This is a genomic window from Citrobacter sp. C13, from assembly GCF_014596815.2.
GTDB lineage: Bacteria > Pseudomonadota > Gammaproteobacteria > Enterobacterales > Enterobacteriaceae > Citrobacter > Citrobacter portucalensis.
The window spans coordinates 37,329-56,524 of record NZ_CP115025.1; the positions used below are offsets into that span (position 1 = coordinate 37,329).

Genomic DNA, 19,196 nt, shown 5'->3' on the forward strand with positions numbered 1-19,196 from the left:
TCTATGTTGTATAAGAATATTGAGCTTTGTATTATCGCTCCCACATTTCAAGTAACTGACGAAAAGTTACTTTGCGCATTAAGCGCGGATTCAGCCGTGAAAAGCGGCCAGCTTACTTAAGCTGCAAGGCACCACCGGCAAAATGTCACCTTTGTCGCTGGCGCCTTTCCTATGCCCGTAAAAAGGCAAACCGAATTTACCAAATCGTAACTAATTTAGCTCTTGATTGAGCTATTTTCGTTGCGTACTTCTAATGCCAGAAAGTATAAATCAGGCGGTTCATAGCTTACGGGAGATGAATGACAGGCTTTGCCTTTGTGTTGGAATATTCCATTATTCCTTCCTTCTTGCTATATATAGGTGACCCCAAATGTCTAAAAGCAAAGCACGCAGTAAAGCCCTTCTTCTGGCCTTCGCCGATCTGATTCCGGATATGGACAAGGCAGTTAACAAGAAGTTATTGGAATCTCTGATTATTTACTCAGGGCATGATAATGACCTTATTGTTATTTTGAATGAAGACGGACCAACTATAATTGAACTGAACTCTTTAAAATCGGTTTCTATGCTGGCCCAAAAGCTTTCTGCTTTTTCAACTTATTATCATGTAGAAATGCAGCAAATTCATGTCAATCCAATTGACTTTGAGAAGGCTTATAAGCTACTCAAAGAAGCACCTGCAATTCCCATGTTTAAAACTTTAGCTGAACTGGATAAGTTTTTAAATGAAGAGTTTGAAAAGTATGGGTTGAACACATTCCTTGATGTGGATGACCTAAATTATTCACTCGATAAATCCAGAGAGTTAAAAAATGATCAGTTGATTGCCTGGGTTTCTGAAATTATTGTGAAGCGCGATAAATTAGCATTGCGTAATCGCTTTAATGAAGTGACAAAGGCACATTATGAAACTGTAGATGCATTGTATGCAGCCGTCCGTCCCTTAATGAAAGAATTAGGTTTTCCTGATGAACTCATGCTACATACCTTTAGTGAATTGAGCGTTTTCGATTCCAAAGGCTGGGACCATGCTATCAAATCTAAAATTGAATTTCTCACAAAACGAGAAGCGCAATATTTAGATGACAAAATGAAGGCAGAAAAACGGCAGTTAACAATTGATGAACTTTTGACTCAAGTCAATAGCGCTAAAACAGCTAAAGAACCAAGACCTTTTGGTCAGACGTTTTGTTTTGCTGTTCTTGGCATGATGTCATTGATGTTCATTGTAAATAAATTTATTTAATCCTGTTAAGGGGGAACCCTGACAGGGCTTCTCTTTGATTAAAATGAGGAGAGAAGAAATGTCACATCTTGAATATGTTAATGAAGTTAAAGTGTCCGGGATAGTTATCAGTGCAATGGAGAAAGAAATGACTGACGGTAACGTTGGGTTATTAATAAAGCTCAAAAACAGAATGAAGACTGAAATTAATGGTGAAATCGCTGAGAGAGAATTTTCTATTCAAATCAAAGTGTCACCAGAAATGTATTCAGGCTGTTTCACTGGTATAAATCAAGGTGATGAGTTAATGGTCTCCGGTTATCTTGTTGTGGATATTGTTACGTTGGAAGGGAGAGAGCACCCTCTTGACTACATGAGAGTCGTTGCAACAAGTAAGTTAGCTCACATACCTAAACCCCCCAAGGGTTTTGGGCAAAGTAGCTTTAGACAGATCTGACATTTAAACCACCCTAAAGGGGAGAAATCCCTTCATGGGAGATCTCCCTTTGGAGGCCCCATGAAACAAAAAATTAGCTCGACATCATTTATTGGTAAACAAATTGATTTTTTCTCTATATTCGATTTTGAAGAAGAGGAAAATGAAATAATACCCATAGTTGAGTCTCCGCTTGAATATATAAATAATGCAATAGCCCAAAAGCAAAGCATGCAATCAGAAGAAAAACATTCTGGCCCGGAACTGGTGCCTCATGTGTCGGATGATGTTGCATTGCTAGGTCATTGTTCCAAACTACTCAACAATCAAATTCTGCATGGAATTAGTTTTGCTTCTGAAACTGATTATCTCTTCACTTTAGAAGAATACAATGCAGAATTAGGTGGTCTGGTTATCGACTGGGCTCCTGAAGATGTATATCAGTTATACGTCGTCGCAATGGAAGAGTCGTTGGAAAACGTTAAATATCTTGTCTTTACAAAATCACTCTATACAACTGATGAATTCGGAAATATCAAAGTGAATCCGCTTCTTGAAGCAGAAACACGTTGGTATATGTCGCAGTCATTTGAGCTTACATGTGCCACTCATGGTATAGATGCTATTGAGTTTAGGTCAGAGCTTAAAAAAAGCTTGTATGAATACACGCACAGTTTTGAAAGTGAAAATGTTAAATTATCTCAATATCATCAGGATAAAGAGATTATTTTGCATGATTGTAAAGAAGATATGGGATGGGATATCTTTTTCGACCGTGACTATTTATTGGCAGAAAATAAACTGGCAGTAAAATGGACTGATCGGGATATAATGGATGTCTATTCTAAAGCATTTAAATCAACAATTAATTTGTTTGAAAAACTTGTCGTAAATAACAAGTTAACATTAAGGGATACATCAGGTTGGGTTATCGTAAATCCTACATTTGAGCGCCAGTTCGAATGGATTGAATCTGAAGTATTCGAAATTGTAGGGACTCATCTTGGTTACAACGTTGATGCTATCAGAAAACAGATGGTTACAGCGTGTAAGATGACCTTCAACTAATATGCCACTGGCAAACATCTGCCAGCGGGCGGTGTTTGCATTTTACCGGAGTTTTAAAAATGACTAACGCCGCAACTGTATTAGAAACCGAAAATTCATTACAGGAAGAAAATATTGGTAATCTGTTACCCGCAAATGTTATATCTACAAAAGCATATGCGAATAAGGAACAATATTACCTGGTTAAGGCCAAAGATTTGTTTGGTATTCCTGAAATGTCCGAGGATATGATAGTTCCAGTATTTAAACGTTTATCTCCACATCGTGCAAACCTGAATAAGGATTATATACCGAATGCTCGTATACTTGAGCAAGTAGTACAATTGCTCGTAAGTAACGATATAGATTTAAGTGTATGCCTGAAAGGGGAGTCTGGTTCTGGTAAGACTGAAATGGCAATGTACATTAGCCATATGCTGAATTGGCCGCTAACCATAAAGCAAATCAACAGTAATATTCGTGCTGATGAACTTGAAGGTGAGCGTAGTCTCATTAACGGAAACACCAGTTTTGTGCCCAGCGAGCTTGTAACGGCGTTTCAGGAAGGCCACCTCATTCTTCTGGATGAAGTGGACAAGATTGACCCTGATACCGCCGCGAAGCTGCATATGCCTATAGAGCGTAAGCCCTGGTCACTAGCCGCCAACGGTGGCGAAGTGGTTAATGCCAATAAGTTTACGCGGTTTATGGGTACAGCAAACACAAACATGAGTGGGGGATCTCGTAAGTTCGTTTCATCACAGCGGCAGGATGCAGCGTTTATTAAACGCTTCCTGATTGTGGAGATGGAAAGGCCTTCAGAGGTTGCATTAACCAACGTTTTGCTTAAACGCTACAATAGCCTGCCTATGCTGGTAATTGAAAAATTCGTTTCGGTAGCCGTTGCAGTAAACAACATAGGAACTGAAGACAGTGTAATGGATATTCGTCAGCTTGTGGCATGGGTTGGAACGTCGATGACGTTAAAGACCATGTCCTTACTGGATACGTTTAAAATTGCTTTTGCGTCGGCTCTGCCTGCACATGCCAGTGGTATGGTGCTGGAAGCCATCGATTTAAAACTCGGTGACGATAAGAACCGTACAATGGAGTATTACACTGCAAAAAAGTAGTTATAGATGGGACGAGTTATCAGAAGGCTGAATGCCTTGTGACAGACTTTGCTCATCTTTCGTTTTACGGTTTTTTGAGTGCAGACGGGGATGAAACTTTCGCGATTGCACAGGAAGGAAATCAATATATAGGTCTTAAGCAGCACAATAATGACTATTCATTTATTTGTTATCAAGATTGTGACAAAGATATGGAAGCCATGATTAAGGGCCTTGAATCAAAAGGATTCATGTATCAAGGAAGTATTCAATCGACGTCTGTCGAGAGTGAATTTCCTGGAATTCTTTTAACAACACTTGAGAAGTAATAATCTTAACCCTATCGGGAAATCTTTCCCGACAGGGAGGTTTTCCCATTTTTTTAATCTGGAGAAAACCTATGACTTTCAATACTTCTAAACTTAATAAAGTTTCCGCTAAGCAAATCTGTGATAACTTTGTAAAAGCACATCCTGATTTGTTGGAAGGTGCTGTTATAACAAAAATCGAAATCAGTGGTTGTCAGGGCTCTCGGCGTACCGATAAAATCGAACTGTCCTATGGCGGCGATGATATAACGGACCAGAAGAGCGTGTCTAAAAGTGAAGTTCGCTGGATAGACATAAAGGCACTGAGTTTCAAAAGCACTATCACTAGTCGAATTTCAACACTCTGTTCACGGTTGTGTATCCGCTATAGCAATATGTGGATTTTGCCTGTCGAAAGAATGGAGGAGTTTCTGGAAGAGGCACAAGAAATTGAACGTGAATTTCAAGCCGGTATCCAGAATGTGGTTGATAACTATGACACTCATATTCAGGCTGAGAAAGATCGCAGTCCGTTGATGTCAGATTTAATCGACCAGTTGAAATTAACGAAAGATGATTTTATTAAATCATTCCGGTTTAATCTGGCGCATTTCATTCCGTTTTCACCGATTAGTGTGGAGGGGGATGAAACACAGGACTTTTATCAGGAACAACTGATAATCGATCTGGCCGATGAAGCTATGAAGGTTTATGCAAAAATCAGTAAAAATGATAATTTGCGTTCCAGCACGATTGACCGATTAAAGCAGATGCAAGATAAAATCATTAGCTTTATGTTCATTCATAAAGAGGCGGTTGTTCTTGCAGAAGCTATCAAGCACGTCATGAATAATTTACCCAAAGGCGCCATTTCTTCTCCCCGTGATGTTGCGGTGTTAAAGCAATGGTTCTATTTCATGAGTGATGCGTCAATGCTGAAACGTATTATTTCTGGTGAGCAGAAAGTAACAGATTGGCTGGATTCCATTACCCGGTCATTCAATATTGATTCACAGGATAATACGGCTAACTCTCAGAATGCTTTTGAGGATGATGTTTTTTCTTCAGCAAATGTGTTCAGAGAAGATCCGCTTGAAGAAGTTGAGAAAAACGCAGTAACTGCACCTTTGTCTGCTGTTGTCCCTGAAGAAGATGTTTCCCTTCAGGCCAGTGGTAGTAATAGTGCTTTTAACAGCGAACTCGAACTGAACGGCTGGTGATTTAGTCTTGTAAAAATAACCCCAGATGGGTACTTCACCATCTGGGTGAGTACCCTTTATTAATTAAAGGTACTCAAATGAAATTTGATTTGAAATCTTCACCCCGCCATATTCAACGCCTGACGAATATAGCCAGCGTGATAAGCGGTATAAGTGGTCTTAATGTTGTAATAGACAATAAGGTACGTACACCTTATTTCAACAGCGAAAAGAACGTTTGTGTATTACCTAATGGTGATTATAGCGATGAGAAATTCGTCAAGCTAATTGAAGGGTTTATATGTCATGAAGCTGGACACGGTCGCTATACAGAACATGAAGTATACCGTGAAGCTTTTGTTGGGGAACTGATTAATGCAGATGGCTTCATCAGTATAGATGATAAGCTGAACGCTGAATTTCAAACCCTTAAACAAAAGAAAATCGCATATGCCCGGGCTTACCGCCTACATGGACTTATTAATCTCTTTGATGATGTCCAGATGGAAGAGAAAACGGGTATTGACTATCAGGAGGCAAAAAAGCGCCTCGCGGTAAGTTATGCCTTGATGGTTGAAGCTGGGCGAATGACGGTTGATGTTTCTTCAAGCCCTCAAAACCCTGTTCAGTTTATTGAAATGTTCCTGCTTAATACATTGCGGGTTAACGTTCTCCAGCAAGAAGGGCATAAAGAAACGCTTGATCCATTTTTCGATTATGCAAAGAAAATCCTTGAGCCTGTAATTTTAGAAGTTGATGAGATTATTCATCAGGCTCTAAGTTGCAAAAGTACGCAAAATTGCGATTCTCTGGCGCGTAAAACCTTGGCTCTTTTAGAGCGTTTACGGGATGAAGCCAAAGAGAAACAGCAAGAAGAGGATCAGAATAAAGACCCGCAAAACGACACAGACAATTCATCTGGCTCTGAGAATGAACCTGATTCCGAAACCAATGGTGACAACCAGGGTGAAGGGGATGGAGATTCCGAAGAGCAAGACGATGATGCTGGTAATGGTAAAGCACCTATGGAAGATAATGAGCCGTCAGAGCAATCTAAAGGGGATGAAGAAAGTGCTGAGAGCGGTAACGGTGAACCTGATGGAGAGCCCGAAACCGATGAATCGGCTAACCCTGACTCGTATGATGCTGACGGAACTCCTTCCCAAATCGACAGTTCCAATGGAAATCCTTCCGATGGGGAAAGTAATTTTTCTCCTGAGCAGTGGAGTATCCTTGCCAAATTGCTGGATGATTTTCTTAACAGCGATGAGGAAAGTGAAGATTTTCATGAGGCTCTTGCAAATGAAATCTCCGTAATTGCTGCCAGTGTGTCGGATGAGGTTAAAGCTGAATTTGGTGCAAATGAGTGGGATCTTCCAGATTTGCTTATTGATCTGAATGTCTACAATGAAGCATTAAATATCAGTCAGACTCTTGGGGCAGACTTATCTGTTTTACAGCAGGTAAAAATGCGTGGTCAATTTAAAACCCGTGATAGAGGCTTGTCATTCGACATTAATCGATTGATCCAGTCTCCGATGGGTGTGAGGGATGTATTCCGGTCGCAAAGCGAATCTAAAAACCGGGGCCACGTCGGCTTGGTTATTGTTCGTGATATTTCAGGTTCTATGATTCTGGATCACCGTTATATCCACGCAATTAAGACTGACCTTGCATTAACTTTGGCGATTGAAGCTAATTCAAAAATGCACGTTGCTAATGTGATTTATCCGTTTGTCGACAAAGACTTTGAAGTTATCAAAACGTTTGATGAAAACGCGGAAGAGACGCTTTCAAAATTTTCACTCGGCTGTAAAGGGAATAATACCCCAACGGGTTCCGCCTTAATGGCTGCTGTAGAATTGTTACTTGAAAGCCAGTTTGACAGGAAAATTGTTTTCCTCATTACTGATGGTTATCCGACAGAGTCTGATTACACCATTAGTGATGTTCTTACGGTAGCTGAAAGTAACGGTATTGAAATCGCTGGTGTAGGCATTAAAACTGATGAGTTAATTGGTTTTGATGAGGGCACCTTCGTAAATGTTGATGATATTTCTTTACTGCCGAATGTGGTCAGTAAATTAGTACATCAAATTCTATCTAATTAACTCTACCCAATCGGGGCAAAATGACGCCCGGTTGGGTCGTTTTGCTCCCTGAAGGATTAAGGAGCAATATATGACTCAGATAAAGACTTACCGTGTCGAGTATGAAAAAGTCGGGATGATGCATCGTGTCCGTATTTTTGGTCGCATGGGTGAAGTTGTCAAAAGTGAATTGCCAAAAGAAGTAATTCTCCGGGATGTATCTATACCGGAGGGTAATGTAAAAATGGCAACATCAATGGTTGATGGTTTTATCCAGCGTCTTGAAAATAATGGCTTCAAGTCTGAAGCGTAATTGTTAAGGGCCATTATGGCCCTTATTCTTAGATTCTGCGTTGTGGGTTTCTCCCTGTTTTCTGCATCGCAGAGGGCATTGAGAAACCCACAATGCCAGATAAGAGAGAACAAAATGACTTATGCATCACCGGCTGTTAAGCGTACACCACATGAAGTATCTGAGCACTTTATTAAAATGGTTCACGCTCGTGTTGCGGAAGCCTCTGGCTGGCGCTATGTATTCGATAGAATACCGGCATTTAAAGATGCTTGTGATAAAGCACCTAGCCAGGTTCCTTGCCCCTTCACCGGGGACGGGAAATCAAAGTTCCGTTTCCGAAAAAAAGACCTCTATACCGGTTGTGCTATTCACAATGATTTCCCTGTGAATGCATTTTGTGACGGTATTGATGTGCTGGCAGAGTATTACAAGTTGAGCAAAACCCAGACTTGTAAGAAGATCTTGACTGATTTCTTTGGTATGGATCTGTACGCTCCGTTAACTGATGCGGATCTCGAAAGTGAACGGCGTTATAAATCAACAGTTCGTGCAACCGAAACGCTTGATAGCGATGAAGTTGAAAAACGGCTGCGTAAACTTGAAGTGTTATATCACTATACAGGTGAAATCAAGCCAGGGAGTCCTGTGGGCATGTATCTCCGAAATCGTGGTCTTAAACGAATTCTGAGTAATCTGCCTAAGGATCTTGGTCTGAACAACCGACTTTACTATATGGATAAGTCACTAGAGAAACCGTCAACTTACCCGGGAATGATCGCAATTTATCGTGATACTCGGGGACGTCCTCTGACAATCCATAGAACGTTCGTAGAGAAAAATGGTGATAAGGCTCGGGTAGAGAATCCGAAACTGATGATGAAACCGCCTGCCGATATGACCGGCGGCTCAATTCAGCTGTACGACCCACACTACAACTCAGGTACCCGTACCTGGACGTTAGGTGTGGCTGAAGGCATAGAAAACGCGCTGTCAGTAACTGAAGCGACTTCAACACCGTGTTGGGCTGCGAGCTCTGCCTGGTGTCTTGAAAACGTTGAAGTGCCGGATAGTCTACTGCCTCCTCCGGATGTGAAAGAAATACAGTTTTACGTCTGGGCGGATAAGGATGTTGTGAATTCAAGAGGCGCTTGCCCGGGTATGGAGTCAGCAATACGACTTCAGGCCCGAATGGAAGAGTTTTTTGCAAAGCGATATCCCACTTCAGAGCTGACAATTAAAGTCTTTGAACCAGATTTCGATATTCCTGAAGGGACGAAAGGAATCGACTGGAACGAAGTATTGAAATTAACAGGACCTGATGGCTTCCCAGTAAAATGGGCTCCTGAATGTCTTGCTCAGCTTTAAACCCGATAACTCCCCCGCCTTTTTAGGTCGGGGGGGGTTATCTCTTTAGTGTTTAATTTCATAAATACTAAACAGATAATTAGATTTCCTTCGTGAAAATCACCTGTTATTCAGGTTTTTTTTACGGCTGAGATGCTTGCTCAGTTAAATAAATGTGCGGTACATCTGGCTACGGTCGGTTGTATGACGTGGTATATCCATATAACTCAAAACCCCTGACGGGAGTATTACCGTTAGGGTGATGCTCATCGTTTAATATAAGAGAGCATTGTTATGAAAACTGAAAATCAAGACTTATTTAATAAGTTTGCTGCTGTGATTTCATCTCGTATCGTTGAGCAACCATCATCATGCTATTATCTTCATGATAGTGAAGTTGACCTTACGATTTTAAAACACAGCATAATAGATAAGGACAAAAACCTGTTGTATGTAATTCGCCCTTCAGGTACATGTTTGTTACGCTGTGATAAATATTTTTTTCCGAATTACTATCTTACCTGTCGTGGAGATTATAAAGCATTCATTTATGTGCATTTTAATCTTGCTACAGGAAAAGCGGAAGATATCACGTGGCAACAAGCTTTAGAAGTTTTGTCCAAATCGGGAAGGCCCCCATTGAGAGGTTCTCTTGGAAGATTTGATTATTTAAAACTTGTGGTTGATGATCTTCGTATCCGTGGTTATGCCGATTTTCTACCGGCATATAATCTGGATGGACTTCGTCATTTTGCAGTAAAGGATGAGCGACCATCTCTTGTCAGTTATATCGACAATGTCATGGCTCTTTGCGCATAAACATATCACATATTTTAACTACATCCCTGATGGCCAATCCCATCGGGGGGGCCCTCAGCATTTAACCTGGAGGCCTTATGAAATTAGCTACAGATCTTGTCAATGCAGTTCTGATAAAGGATGGTGTTGTACCGGTTTCCATTACTGAGATGCCTGTACAGTCTCTTGTAAATCCTTTGACACAAGTGCATCTCAGCCTGTACCTGAAAACAACGCATTTATCGCGGTTCGTCCCTGACTATGTCGAGACTCTGAAAGATTGTCCGGTATCGTATGATATCGGCCTTGAACTTCAGCAGTGTATCAGCAGTGCTGAATTGCTCTGCGAAGACATGGAATCGCTTGAATTTATCTCTGTATGGATAGAACTCTATACGTGTAATTCAAAGCAACAACGGTTTGAGGAAAGTAACTTTTCTCTTCGTTCCGAAGATATCGAGCTGGCTAAGATGCTAGCTTGTTCCCATGATCTCTTGATTAGCCAGGCTGCTTGTTTCTGGCTTTTATATTTTGATGACTTCATGAGATATGTGCGTAATAGACTCTGTACTTTACTCAGAGAAGTTTTAATACTGATTGCCGGACTGCGGAATGCATTCTTGCACCGTAATGAAGAACAGTTAATTAAGAGAGTGAAGTACGGGAATGAAATGCTGGAGGTAACTCTTAAAGCTATTGCACTATGTTCAATGGACCGGTATCTGAAATCATTTACCTCTTTACGAACAGAAGCGGCAGCTTCGGGTTTTATCAAATGTGTTAAGTCTTATATCAGTACAGGGTGGAGACATGGTTATATAGTCTGTCACTATTATCGAAATGGACAGTCTCTTGGTAAGTCATTACCACTTTTTATAAGTGAGACGTCTGAATACAGTATACAGAAACGAGTAAATCGTCTTATATCTTCCACGATATCAGGGCGAAATAAAGATTTAGGTCTTTCTGATTTCTGATTAACACTACCCATCTGGGGATTACTCCCCTGATGGGCGTAATCCCTTTTTATAACGAGAGGATTACATGAAAATTATCGAGAAAATCATTAATGCATTTCTGATGTCACGCAATCACGCTGTGAAGGTCAGCAATGTTATCTGCTTAACTGGTTGTGACGGTAAATTTACTGGTATACGCTGTGACGCCGATGTTTCATTTGATTTTCTTCATTCGTATGCTAACGCATACAGTTCAATATTTTTAGATATCCCGTTCCCTGGGTTCGAAGACCAGAACATTACGGATTGTGTTAAACGTCAGTTAGATGTAGTGAAAAATAAGCAGAATCGGTCTTTCTTTATTGACCATATTAGATTCCCGGTTACTGCCAAGGAAGGATTCACTCTACAGCGCGGTGGTAGTTACGACGTGACTGATAGTGAATATAACAAGCAACGATTGCTGCATTTAACTCGACATGGACGTTTTGGTGAAGACTATCTCACGTACAAAGAAGGACTGAGTCCCTTCTTTTCATTTGTGAATGTAGAATTACATGAAACTATGAAGGAAGGTATTCGTTTAGCACTTGATGTTTTAAATAAGATAACAACTGACCAACCTGACCGTCTTATAAAGGACTTTAAATATCATGACTGTTACAATAGTTATAATGTTCAAATATTTTGTAAGGGGTTGCCAGTTGATATTCTGGAAACGATGATCGCACGTGACTTTTTGTCATCCGACATGTCTGGTAGTCGTCAGATCATCAAAAATGCACGCCGCTATCTTAAAGGCTTTGCCCACAGTAATCGTGTTTACATGAAGTACGGTTGGCGCTTAGCGGATATCGACACGTCTGATTATGCTAAAGTCATGTCAGATAAAGAAATGCATGCCAGAGATGATCTTAAAATGTTTTGCGGTGTCTTTGTTAAAGAGTGCTTCGCATCCGGAAAAGATGAATACGAAGCCTACCTTCAAGAAAGACAACACGCTATTCGTTACGGGTATTAAAACTTATTTTCAACTTATCTAATCCCTGAGGGAACTCTTCCCTTGGGGAGAATTCCCTCTTAACTGAGGGCAATAAAATGAAAGCTATTTATAAATTAATTGAAGCGATGCTGGTGAAGATGGGTTTTGAAGGTGCTGCGATCCAAAGTGTCAATCTGGAAACCGGAGTCATTCAGAGTCTTGTTGTGAAGGTTGATATTCCAGTCCGGACTTTAAAACCGCATTTAATGCGTTATCTGCGCGACTGGGAGCCTTTATGGGGCCCTGACGTGGATAACCATCCTGTTGCACAATATTGCTCAGGAGCTGCGTTGTTGAAGGCTGGGCCGGTCACTCTTGAAACCTTGCAGTTTGAGGTTTCAGTGTCAGCAGCTCACCTGCGTCTTGTTGATGTTGAGCCAGACTGGCTGAATGAAGGTGTGAACCGTGAAAAACTGGACTATGTCTATTATCGTTCCAGCAATGCAGACAAGGATTTAATCCTTGGTATGGTTGAAAACGGTCACAATTTCATCAGCCATCTTCATGGCCAGTTACGGTCACGCTTATCTCAGGTTCTTCCGCTTATTTTCGCAGTTACAGAAAAGGTTGCGGAAAGTTCAGTTCCACAAGTGTTAACCAGGTTCTTCAGTGTTGACCATCAAATCAATACTCAGATAGTAGTTGAACCGGTACCCGTTTCAGTTGCAGACCAGATAATTTCTGCCAACTGGGATGTGAGTAGTATTTCTGGGGCTGACAAGTTCCTGAACCATGTTAATCGTTACCTGTCGGGTAGGGTGATGAAGCGGCGCATTTACGCTGCTATTGAATCTTGCAACGATGGCCCTTTAACTCTCGACGCGAATCTAGGTTGCTTTACTTCACCTCTTCTCGTCACTGAGTACAAAATGGTTCAATCGCATTCTTCATCGCTGTACAGAAAGGCTATAAATAACTCGCTTAAGCAAATCAATTCGTATGCTCCAGAGCATTCGGATGATCTGCTTTACATGTAATTAATAAATAACCCTAAGGGAAGCTCAATCCCTTTAGGGGATGCTTCCTTTATTCTTTCAAGAGGAAGTAGATATGTTTAATGAAAACGATGATATAAATTTTGTTAGCGCCATGCTTAAAAAACAACTTGGTCTGACAGTAATTCAACAGGATATTAAACTGTTTGATAAGTCTAATTTCTTTGAACAACTCTCATTCAAAGCAGAAGTGGCGACTGATGATTTGTTATTCTATCTTGATTCATATATCGAAGAGTTGATAAAACATAAAGCGCCGTATTCTGAAACCGAAGTTCTCCGGAATAAAATCAAATACCTTTTTAAAGTATATGAAAAGTCTGGGTTTCAGAAAATAACAATTCGTGGTTATCATAATGCGCATAGCACTATGAAATTTTTCGATATAGCAACATCAATATTGGCGGCCTCAGAATTGTTGCCTGAATATGATGAATTTCAGAAAGGTCTCAGAAAGGAAATTTATCAGAATAGAATGAGTGTTGACGGGAAAGTTCTTATTGCCCGGTATGCACTGAAGCAATTTTTCCATTCTGATTTTGGCGACTTTATCTATGAGTTTGAGAAAAAAATAACAGAGTGTCTATTTAATTCTCTTCAGGTTATCAAGTCTGTTAAAAATTCATTTCATAGTTTAGGTCAATATCAATATCACCGTCGTGTAAATCATGAACTGATGTTGCATCTTGAGCTGAACACTGATGAATACCCGGCTTGCATGCCTGATCTTTACATTGGTTTCAATGAGTCTGAAGGCACGACGGGGGTGTATTGCGATGATGAAAAACTCATTCGTCTTTATACCTGCGTAAGTTCCGGACACGATGTGCCGGTTATGATGAACGTTCGTTTCACTGGCAGTGATGGGAGTGTTAAGTGTGAATCCTCGCACGGAACCTTCTCTTCTGTGGGACCTTGTGGCCGAGTACAAATCTGTGACAGAGCAGCGTTGATCCATGAAGCGATTGAAGAGTTTCGGGACGGTGTTTAACCGGTCCTCATTCTAACCTCATCGTAAAAAGTAACTTTGTTCGACTAAATGATTGCGTTCACTTTCCTGTTTAACTGGCAGGATAGAATGATTTAGAAAAACATATTTTTATCCACCCACTGGGGAAGTTGCTCCCCTATGGGGCACTTCCTTTCAATTTTCCTGAGGAAGTGAAAATGACTAATTATACTGATAATCAAAACTACGTTCGTGCAGTACTGGCAGACATTGGCATTGATTTTGATGAGACAGAGATTCATATCAATGTCTCTCACTGCCAGGGCGACGAGGTTTCTTTTTCTTGCAGTATATCAGCCAGTGAATTAAGACAGTCTGTGGACCATTATGCGGAAACGCTTAATGCTACTCAACTGGATGGACTGGATGCTAATACTCTCAAGAAGCGCCTGGTTTACTTCCTTGAGGTCTTCGACCAAGTTTCCGGTCAGTATCTGGATATCTCTGGTAAACACTACGCGACTAGCCGCTTTGAATACGATGATGTCTGTTGTGATATCCTAAGTCTTTCTGCGGATAGCACACAACCTGGTGGCTATGATCGTGAAGAATACAAAAAACTGATGGAAGTTGATGGACAGGTTTTAATCGCCCGTTTTGCACTGGAACAATTCTGGAATACGCATTTTATTGGGCTTATCAACTATGTATCAGATGAAATAACATCCGGTCTTCATGATGCTTATCGCACTTTCAGTGATATAAGCATGGCCGCTTATACATTTAGTGAGTATTCATATTCACGTCGAATTACCGACGAACTGAGTCTGCATATTTCACTTCAAGAGGACGATTTCGACGATCAATTAACCGATTGTTATATGGATGAAACAACGCTGCCGTCCGGCAAAGTAGTTTTACGTCGTAATAATGAATCGATTATTGATATTTATGAAAGTTATGCTGCAAAATCTTACTTTCATATGGTTGCTCATGTTCGAGTCCTTGATCAAGATGGTGAAGTCGTTAATGAACTTTACCAAGGGGTGAATGTATCTGAATTGACTGGTGGCCGGGTTAAAATCCATGACCGTCAGGATCTAATTTATGAAGTATTCTCCACATTACGTAAACTCATCCCCGCTACAGAGGTTAAAGTCTCCGTTGCGGCATGAGTGCTGAAGATAGTTTTATATCTTCAGTTTTTTATACTCCCAAGAAGGCACGGTTATCCGTGCCTTTTTTTATTCCTCAAATCTGTTCTTTAATCCGCTATATTTCAACGTACTCATTGACCGATATGATTAACTGCATTGCTCTCCGGTCACAGCTCTTCATAAACCATCCGTTACCTTCCGCATCAACTCCAATCCAAAATGACACTCTTTCTGCTGCTTCCTTTCCTGCTCCGGTTAGTTTCAATTTTTTGACACGTGTTTCCGTTTCCGGCCGCAATCAGTCTACATGCTGGAGACTGCATAAATAAAATTTACTTACTTTGTTTTAGTTTCGCGAAAATAGGTCTCTTATCCGAAAAATGGAACGATAGAGATTTGTATACTGTTTAAAACAAAGGAGTGACTATGCCTGCCACCATAAGTCTGAGCAATATCCCTGTGAACTCGGTCTTTTCCCACGACCAAAGCCAGTTCTCTTATCGGCATGTTGATTTCAGTATTGAGTTGCTGCTTTCTTCGGGAAGTGACTCACAGCTGGAGTATCTTTTTCTCAAACCGGCAGCTGAAGTAAAGGCCGATCTACAGCGTCGTTTAGGCCGTGGGGAACTCTTTGTGACAACAGACAGTTGCGACAATTTTAGCGAAGTCTATGGCTGTATGGGACACGATTGCTGAGGGCTTTATAAAGGCAGGCGTCCGATTTTATAACAATACGAGACACAAGCACCTAATGATGACTGAATCGTTCTATGACTGGGTTGTGTACTGCATCACGGGCGTAATAATGGCGTCGGCGCTCCTCGAAGGAAAAAGAACCCGTTTCCCGGCTGCATTTTTTTACGGAAGCATTGTGCTTCTGGTTGTTTTGATTGTGGCCGGTGGCCTGAACTGGTGGTTTTACCGGTCAAAATTCGGCTCAGTCGTCGTTATTTTTGCTGCTACAACACTGTTAATGACCCGATTCAGGATGGTCATTTATGCGCTCAGGTTTCGGTCGCTGGTTGCAGGTCTGCAATCACACGTTAACAAGGGGTTCAGGATAATCCTCGTTTTACCCGAAAATGAGGACGAGAAGATCGTATTAATGAGCATGTTGTCTAAAAAAATACCCGCAGGCGCGTTGTTTTATACCCAAACTGCTCTGGGTCCATATTCAGGGGATCTACTGCATGCATTGGGACAAAAGCATCTTATGGGCGAAGGTTACCTGCTTCTCTGTGAGCAACAACTTCCTGCCCGAACCTGGCTAAGCACTGTGGAAAACGGTGAACCAGAGACGTCTCTTGCAGTCAATTTTCATTCGATCCCTGATATGGAGTGATACCCCTATGTACAATACCGATTCACAGACCGTACCAGCTGACACCCTGTGTGAAAGCAGTTCTCAGGTGAAAATTCAGTTAAGTCGAAGTGCCTCCCGGGCGCTGACGACGGCGAAAGAAATTCTTGAAACCCGGGGACTGGAATCTGTATCAACTGAAGATCTCGTTCGGGCATGCCTCGAAGAAAATCATCCTCTCGATCTGGCCAGCATCTATCTTGAGCATCGACTAAAACAGAAGGGGACCAGCATCTGCGAATTTTAGCGTTTTGCAACCTATTGGGGAAAATCCGGAATGTGTTTAAATAGCTGTAAATAAAGCAATCTACAGGTAAATCATGAAAAGCAATCTTCATCCTTTTGGAGCGTCTGGCACGAAACGAGTACTCAAAACGGACATTGCGTTGTCGCTGCTCTGTTGGATGTTTACCAGTCCCTTTAGCAACTGGACCGAAAAATATTTTACCGGCACAGAGGTGCCTGAAGCACCGATGCCCGAGTTGGGTCAGGCACCTGAGGCTATCTTTCGATTTGTGCTTAATGATGATGGTTTTGATGTTGGTTATGACGCTGTGGGTATGGATCTCTGCTGTTTCTCTATCCCACTATCTGCAATGCCAACAGTAAATCTCGACGAAGAAGAGACGTTATCCAGGCTGACTGGCGAAATGATCCACGGCGTACTGCTTTCTCTGCCTGAGTACCTTGAGATGCCAGACAGGCTTGTCTATCAGCTAAATGATGAGGTAATGGCGTTCAATTCACACTGTGGCAACGGAATTCTCCATGGATGGACGTCAGCGCAAGAGCTGTGGCGAAACGAGATCTTGCCACGCACACCTATTTTGATGCAGCACACCTCAGTCATTCACTGAGTTCCGGGGGCTCTGGATGAAAAAGCGACTTTACCTGTTGGAATGGAAACTTTGTGAGACACGAGCCTGGTTAGGATGGATGGTTTTTTGGTTGATCATCAGTTTTATGCTGTTATCTGCGATGTTGATGACAGGGCATTTGCTAAACAAGTTTGTCCTAGCGCCCGTCTGGCTGTTTATCTGGTGCTCTCCCTGGTTATGCTTCTTGTTGAAGGTACGCGTGACCGAGATTGATAAAGGGCTGGTGAATACCCTTCAGCTCGGAGGTTTACCGGTTTGTCGGTGGAGCCGTCCTGTAGTTCCCGGCATTTGGTCTGTTGATCGAATGAACGGCCGCTACAGGCTGAACCGTATTGGCACGGATGGCCTAACGGTACATTATCCGTGGCGCTTGCATTATCAGCCTTTGTTCCTGACTCCGGATAACCAGATTTCTGATATTAACGGGGGTAAACATGAATGAAAAATATGACGCTGTAGTGAGTGCAGCTACCTCCTGTCTGTTGTATGTCCGTGAAAACGGAAGGTCAGGCCTCGGGGAATGCCCGGTGGCGTATTCGAATGAACTCATCAACAGATGGCTTAGTTCGGCTGAACGTCGTAATTTGCATTCTCGTCAGTGTTTGCGTTCGATCCGAACCATTCTGAAGCAAGCCAGAAAGTGTCGTCAGCCTGATTTTAAGAGCGTGATGCATTTGCTGGTGGAAGGTAATGGCGTTATCCCGGATGTTACAGTATCGGATTTGGGTAATGTGCAGAGTATACGAAATGAACTTATTGGACTGGGCTGGTGGGTGAAGTTCGGTGTACCGCTGGACTGGCAGCGTATCAATCTGCAACACAGGCCTGTCAGTTTTGGCCTTTTGTCCGACCTTAATCGTTGTTTCAGGCATGACGGCCAGCAGGCTGAACCTCTGCCCCTTTATACAACAGGCAATTCCGATGAACTGCGGAAGGTGTTGGAAAAGTACAGCTACCGGCTGCGTATCGCATCTTCAGAAGTGGTTGAGGATGTAACGGTGTTGCGCTGTTTTATTGAAACCGGAGTGATGAATGTCCAGTGAAAATTTACCTTTCTACCGTGATCGGATTCTGGAGCGAATTGAACAGCTCAGAGCCTTTCTGAATAACCATCAGCCGGTGATGGCGGAACTGATGACTGTGGGGGCCGTCACGCGCCACGAAGAGCGGCTGAAAGAGGTTACCCCAATTGAGGTGAGTACTATTTCTGATGCCTCTGTAGATGACATTATCCGTGTATTTCAGGATTTTTGTATCGATGACATCGATGTACTCAGCAGGAATTCAACGAAAGTAACGACCAAATATCCGGGGCTGATTATTGTTCCTGAGGGTGCCGAACTGCTGAGCAGAATTATTCGCGATATCAACGACGCCAAAACTGACTTTGCCTCAGCTATGAAAAGGGTAAATGATGAGAAACACATCCGCTTTGAGGAAGTTCACCGTAAACTTCCCGGCCTTGTGACAGTGGCGTCTACTCGCAAAATTATGTTTGTGGAGGCACGGCTTAAAAAAGTTACTTTTTGCTGGCGACTAAACCGGAACCAGGTAAAAACCAACGCCAGTGAGCTCATCGCGATGCTGGATAAGCGTCGTACGGCAGCGGTCAAATCGCCAGCGACCACTGACCTGACAGTGGTTGCGAACATCGATAGGGCGAAGGCATTACTTGAAAAAAAGGTCCTACAAGACGGGGATGCGTTACGTCTTTGTCGGACCAATACCTTCCCGGTTCCGATCGCGCATCTGTTCTCATACCGTCCTGAAGGCACGGAGCGTGGAAGTAGCAAATACGCCGAGACGGATTACAAGGTGGTGAAAGCCTCACTGCCCATTTTCGCTGTTGGACAAAAGCCAGCATTTAAAGGTCTTCAGAACTGGGTGCCTGCGTCGGATGACGCACCGTCAAATGCACGAAGGATCAACCATAGCTACACGGAGCTTGTACCCGGTGCGGATCTTGGCATTTTCATTATGAGTAAGGTCTGAGGAGAAAAGC

Annotated in this window: 22 protein-coding genes; all 22 read left to right on the plus strand. The window is 42.2% G+C overall.

The genetic code is table 11. The features are described 5' to 3' along the window. Positions 1-370 precede the first annotated feature (370 nt). The 22 genes from IB222_RS23475 (at position 371) to IB222_RS23580 (ending at position 19,186) form a co-directional block, all read left to right on the plus strand. Positions 371-1,246: a hypothetical protein gene (locus IB222_RS23475; RefSeq protein ID WP_149384823.1), complete on the plus strand. Its 876-nt coding sequence runs from the start codon at positions 371-373 to the stop codon at positions 1,244-1,246. Positions 1,247-1,304: 58 nt separating this feature from the next. Next, entirely contained in the window at positions 1,305-1,682 is a 378-nt protein-coding gene (locus tag IB222_RS23480; protein ID WP_022652171.1) for a hypothetical protein, read from the plus strand. 60 nt (positions 1,683-1,742) lie between these two features. After that, complete coding sequence (locus IB222_RS23485; RefSeq protein WP_149384824.1) at positions 1,743-2,729, plus strand: hypothetical protein; 987 nt, start codon at positions 1,743-1,745, stop codon at positions 2,727-2,729. Positions 2,730-2,788: 59 nt separating this feature from the next. Then, positions 2,789-3,841, plus strand: coding sequence for an AAA family ATPase (locus tag IB222_RS23490; RefSeq protein ID WP_149384825.1), 1,053 nt, complete (start codon positions 2,789-2,791; stop codon positions 3,839-3,841). A 38-nt stretch (positions 3,842-3,879) separates the two neighbouring features. Beyond that, positions 3,880-4,149: a hypothetical protein gene (locus IB222_RS23495; protein ID WP_032610391.1), complete on the plus strand. Its 270-nt coding sequence runs from the start codon at positions 3,880-3,882 to the stop codon at positions 4,147-4,149. 71 nt (positions 4,150-4,220) lie between these two features. Beyond that, entirely contained in the window at positions 4,221-5,348 is a 1,128-nt protein-coding gene (locus tag IB222_RS23500; RefSeq protein WP_015063132.1) for a DUF3150 domain-containing protein, read from the plus strand. A 77-nt stretch (positions 5,349-5,425) separates the two neighbouring features. After that, entirely contained in the window at positions 5,426-7,438 is a 2,013-nt protein-coding gene (locus tag IB222_RS23505; RefSeq protein WP_149384826.1) for a VWA domain-containing protein, read from the plus strand. 70 nt (positions 7,439-7,508) lie between these two features. Beyond that, positions 7,509-7,730: a hypothetical protein gene (locus IB222_RS23510; RefSeq protein WP_015063134.1), complete on the plus strand. Its 222-nt coding sequence runs from the start codon at positions 7,509-7,511 to the stop codon at positions 7,728-7,730. Positions 7,731-7,844: 114 nt separating this feature from the next. Further along, positions 7,845-9,077: a toprim domain-containing protein gene (locus IB222_RS23515; protein ID WP_032610499.1), complete on the plus strand. Its 1,233-nt coding sequence runs from the start codon at positions 7,845-7,847 to the stop codon at positions 9,075-9,077. 273 nt (positions 9,078-9,350) lie between these two features. Beyond that, on the plus strand, positions 9,351-9,875 hold the full coding sequence (locus tag IB222_RS23520; RefSeq protein WP_149384827.1) for a hypothetical protein: 525 nt from the start codon (positions 9,351-9,353) through the stop codon (positions 9,873-9,875). 77 nt (positions 9,876-9,952) lie between these two features. Then, positions 9,953-10,831 carry a hypothetical protein gene (locus IB222_RS23525; RefSeq protein ID WP_149384828.1) on the plus strand — a complete coding sequence of 293 codons (879 nt, stop codon included), beginning with the start codon at positions 9,953-9,955 and terminating at the stop codon, positions 10,829-10,831. A 67-nt stretch (positions 10,832-10,898) separates the two neighbouring features. After that, a complete protein-coding gene (locus IB222_RS23530) occupies positions 10,899-11,834 on the plus strand; it encodes a hypothetical protein (RefSeq protein ID WP_149384829.1) in 936 nt (311 codons plus the stop codon). Positions 11,835-11,911: 77 nt separating this feature from the next. Beyond that, positions 11,912-12,832, plus strand: coding sequence for a hypothetical protein (locus IB222_RS23535; RefSeq protein ID WP_149384830.1), 921 nt, complete (start codon positions 11,912-11,914; stop codon positions 12,830-12,832). 73 nt (positions 12,833-12,905) lie between these two features. After that, on the plus strand, positions 12,906-13,841 hold the full coding sequence (locus IB222_RS23540; RefSeq protein ID WP_149384831.1) for a hypothetical protein: 936 nt from the start codon (positions 12,906-12,908) through the stop codon (positions 13,839-13,841). Positions 13,842-14,017: 176 nt separating this feature from the next. Beyond that, positions 14,018-14,974: a hypothetical protein gene (locus tag IB222_RS23545; protein WP_022652178.1), complete on the plus strand. Its 957-nt coding sequence runs from the start codon at positions 14,018-14,020 to the stop codon at positions 14,972-14,974. 408 nt (positions 14,975-15,382) lie between these two features. Further along, positions 15,383-15,652, plus strand: coding sequence for a hypothetical protein (locus IB222_RS23550; protein WP_015063142.1), 270 nt, complete (start codon positions 15,383-15,385; stop codon positions 15,650-15,652). Positions 15,653-15,761: 109 nt separating this feature from the next. Then, entirely contained in the window at positions 15,762-16,298 is a 537-nt protein-coding gene (locus IB222_RS23555) for a hypothetical protein (protein WP_223203164.1), read from the plus strand. Between the two features lie 7 nt (positions 16,299-16,305). Next, entirely contained in the window at positions 16,306-16,563 is a 258-nt protein-coding gene (locus tag IB222_RS23560) for a hypothetical protein (protein ID WP_015063144.1), read from the plus strand. Between the two features lie 73 nt (positions 16,564-16,636). Next, a complete protein-coding gene (locus tag IB222_RS23565) occupies positions 16,637-17,173 on the plus strand; it encodes a hypothetical protein (RefSeq protein WP_015063145.1) in 537 nt (178 codons plus the stop codon). Between the two features lie 16 nt (positions 17,174-17,189). Next, entirely contained in the window at positions 17,190-17,636 is a 447-nt protein-coding gene (locus IB222_RS23570) for a hypothetical protein (RefSeq protein ID WP_015063146.1), read from the plus strand. Then, a complete protein-coding gene (locus IB222_RS23575; RefSeq protein WP_015063147.1) occupies positions 17,629-18,237 on the plus strand; it encodes a hypothetical protein in 609 nt (202 codons plus the stop codon). Before IB222_RS23570 ends, IB222_RS23575 begins: the two co-directional genes overlap by 8 nt. After that, positions 18,227-19,186 carry a DNA replication terminus site-binding protein gene (locus tag IB222_RS23580; RefSeq protein ID WP_149384832.1) on the plus strand — a complete coding sequence of 320 codons (960 nt, stop codon included), beginning with the start codon at positions 18,227-18,229 and terminating at the stop codon, positions 19,184-19,186. The genes IB222_RS23575 and IB222_RS23580 overlap by 11 nt, the downstream gene beginning before the upstream one ends. Positions 19,187-19,196 lie beyond the last annotated feature (10 nt).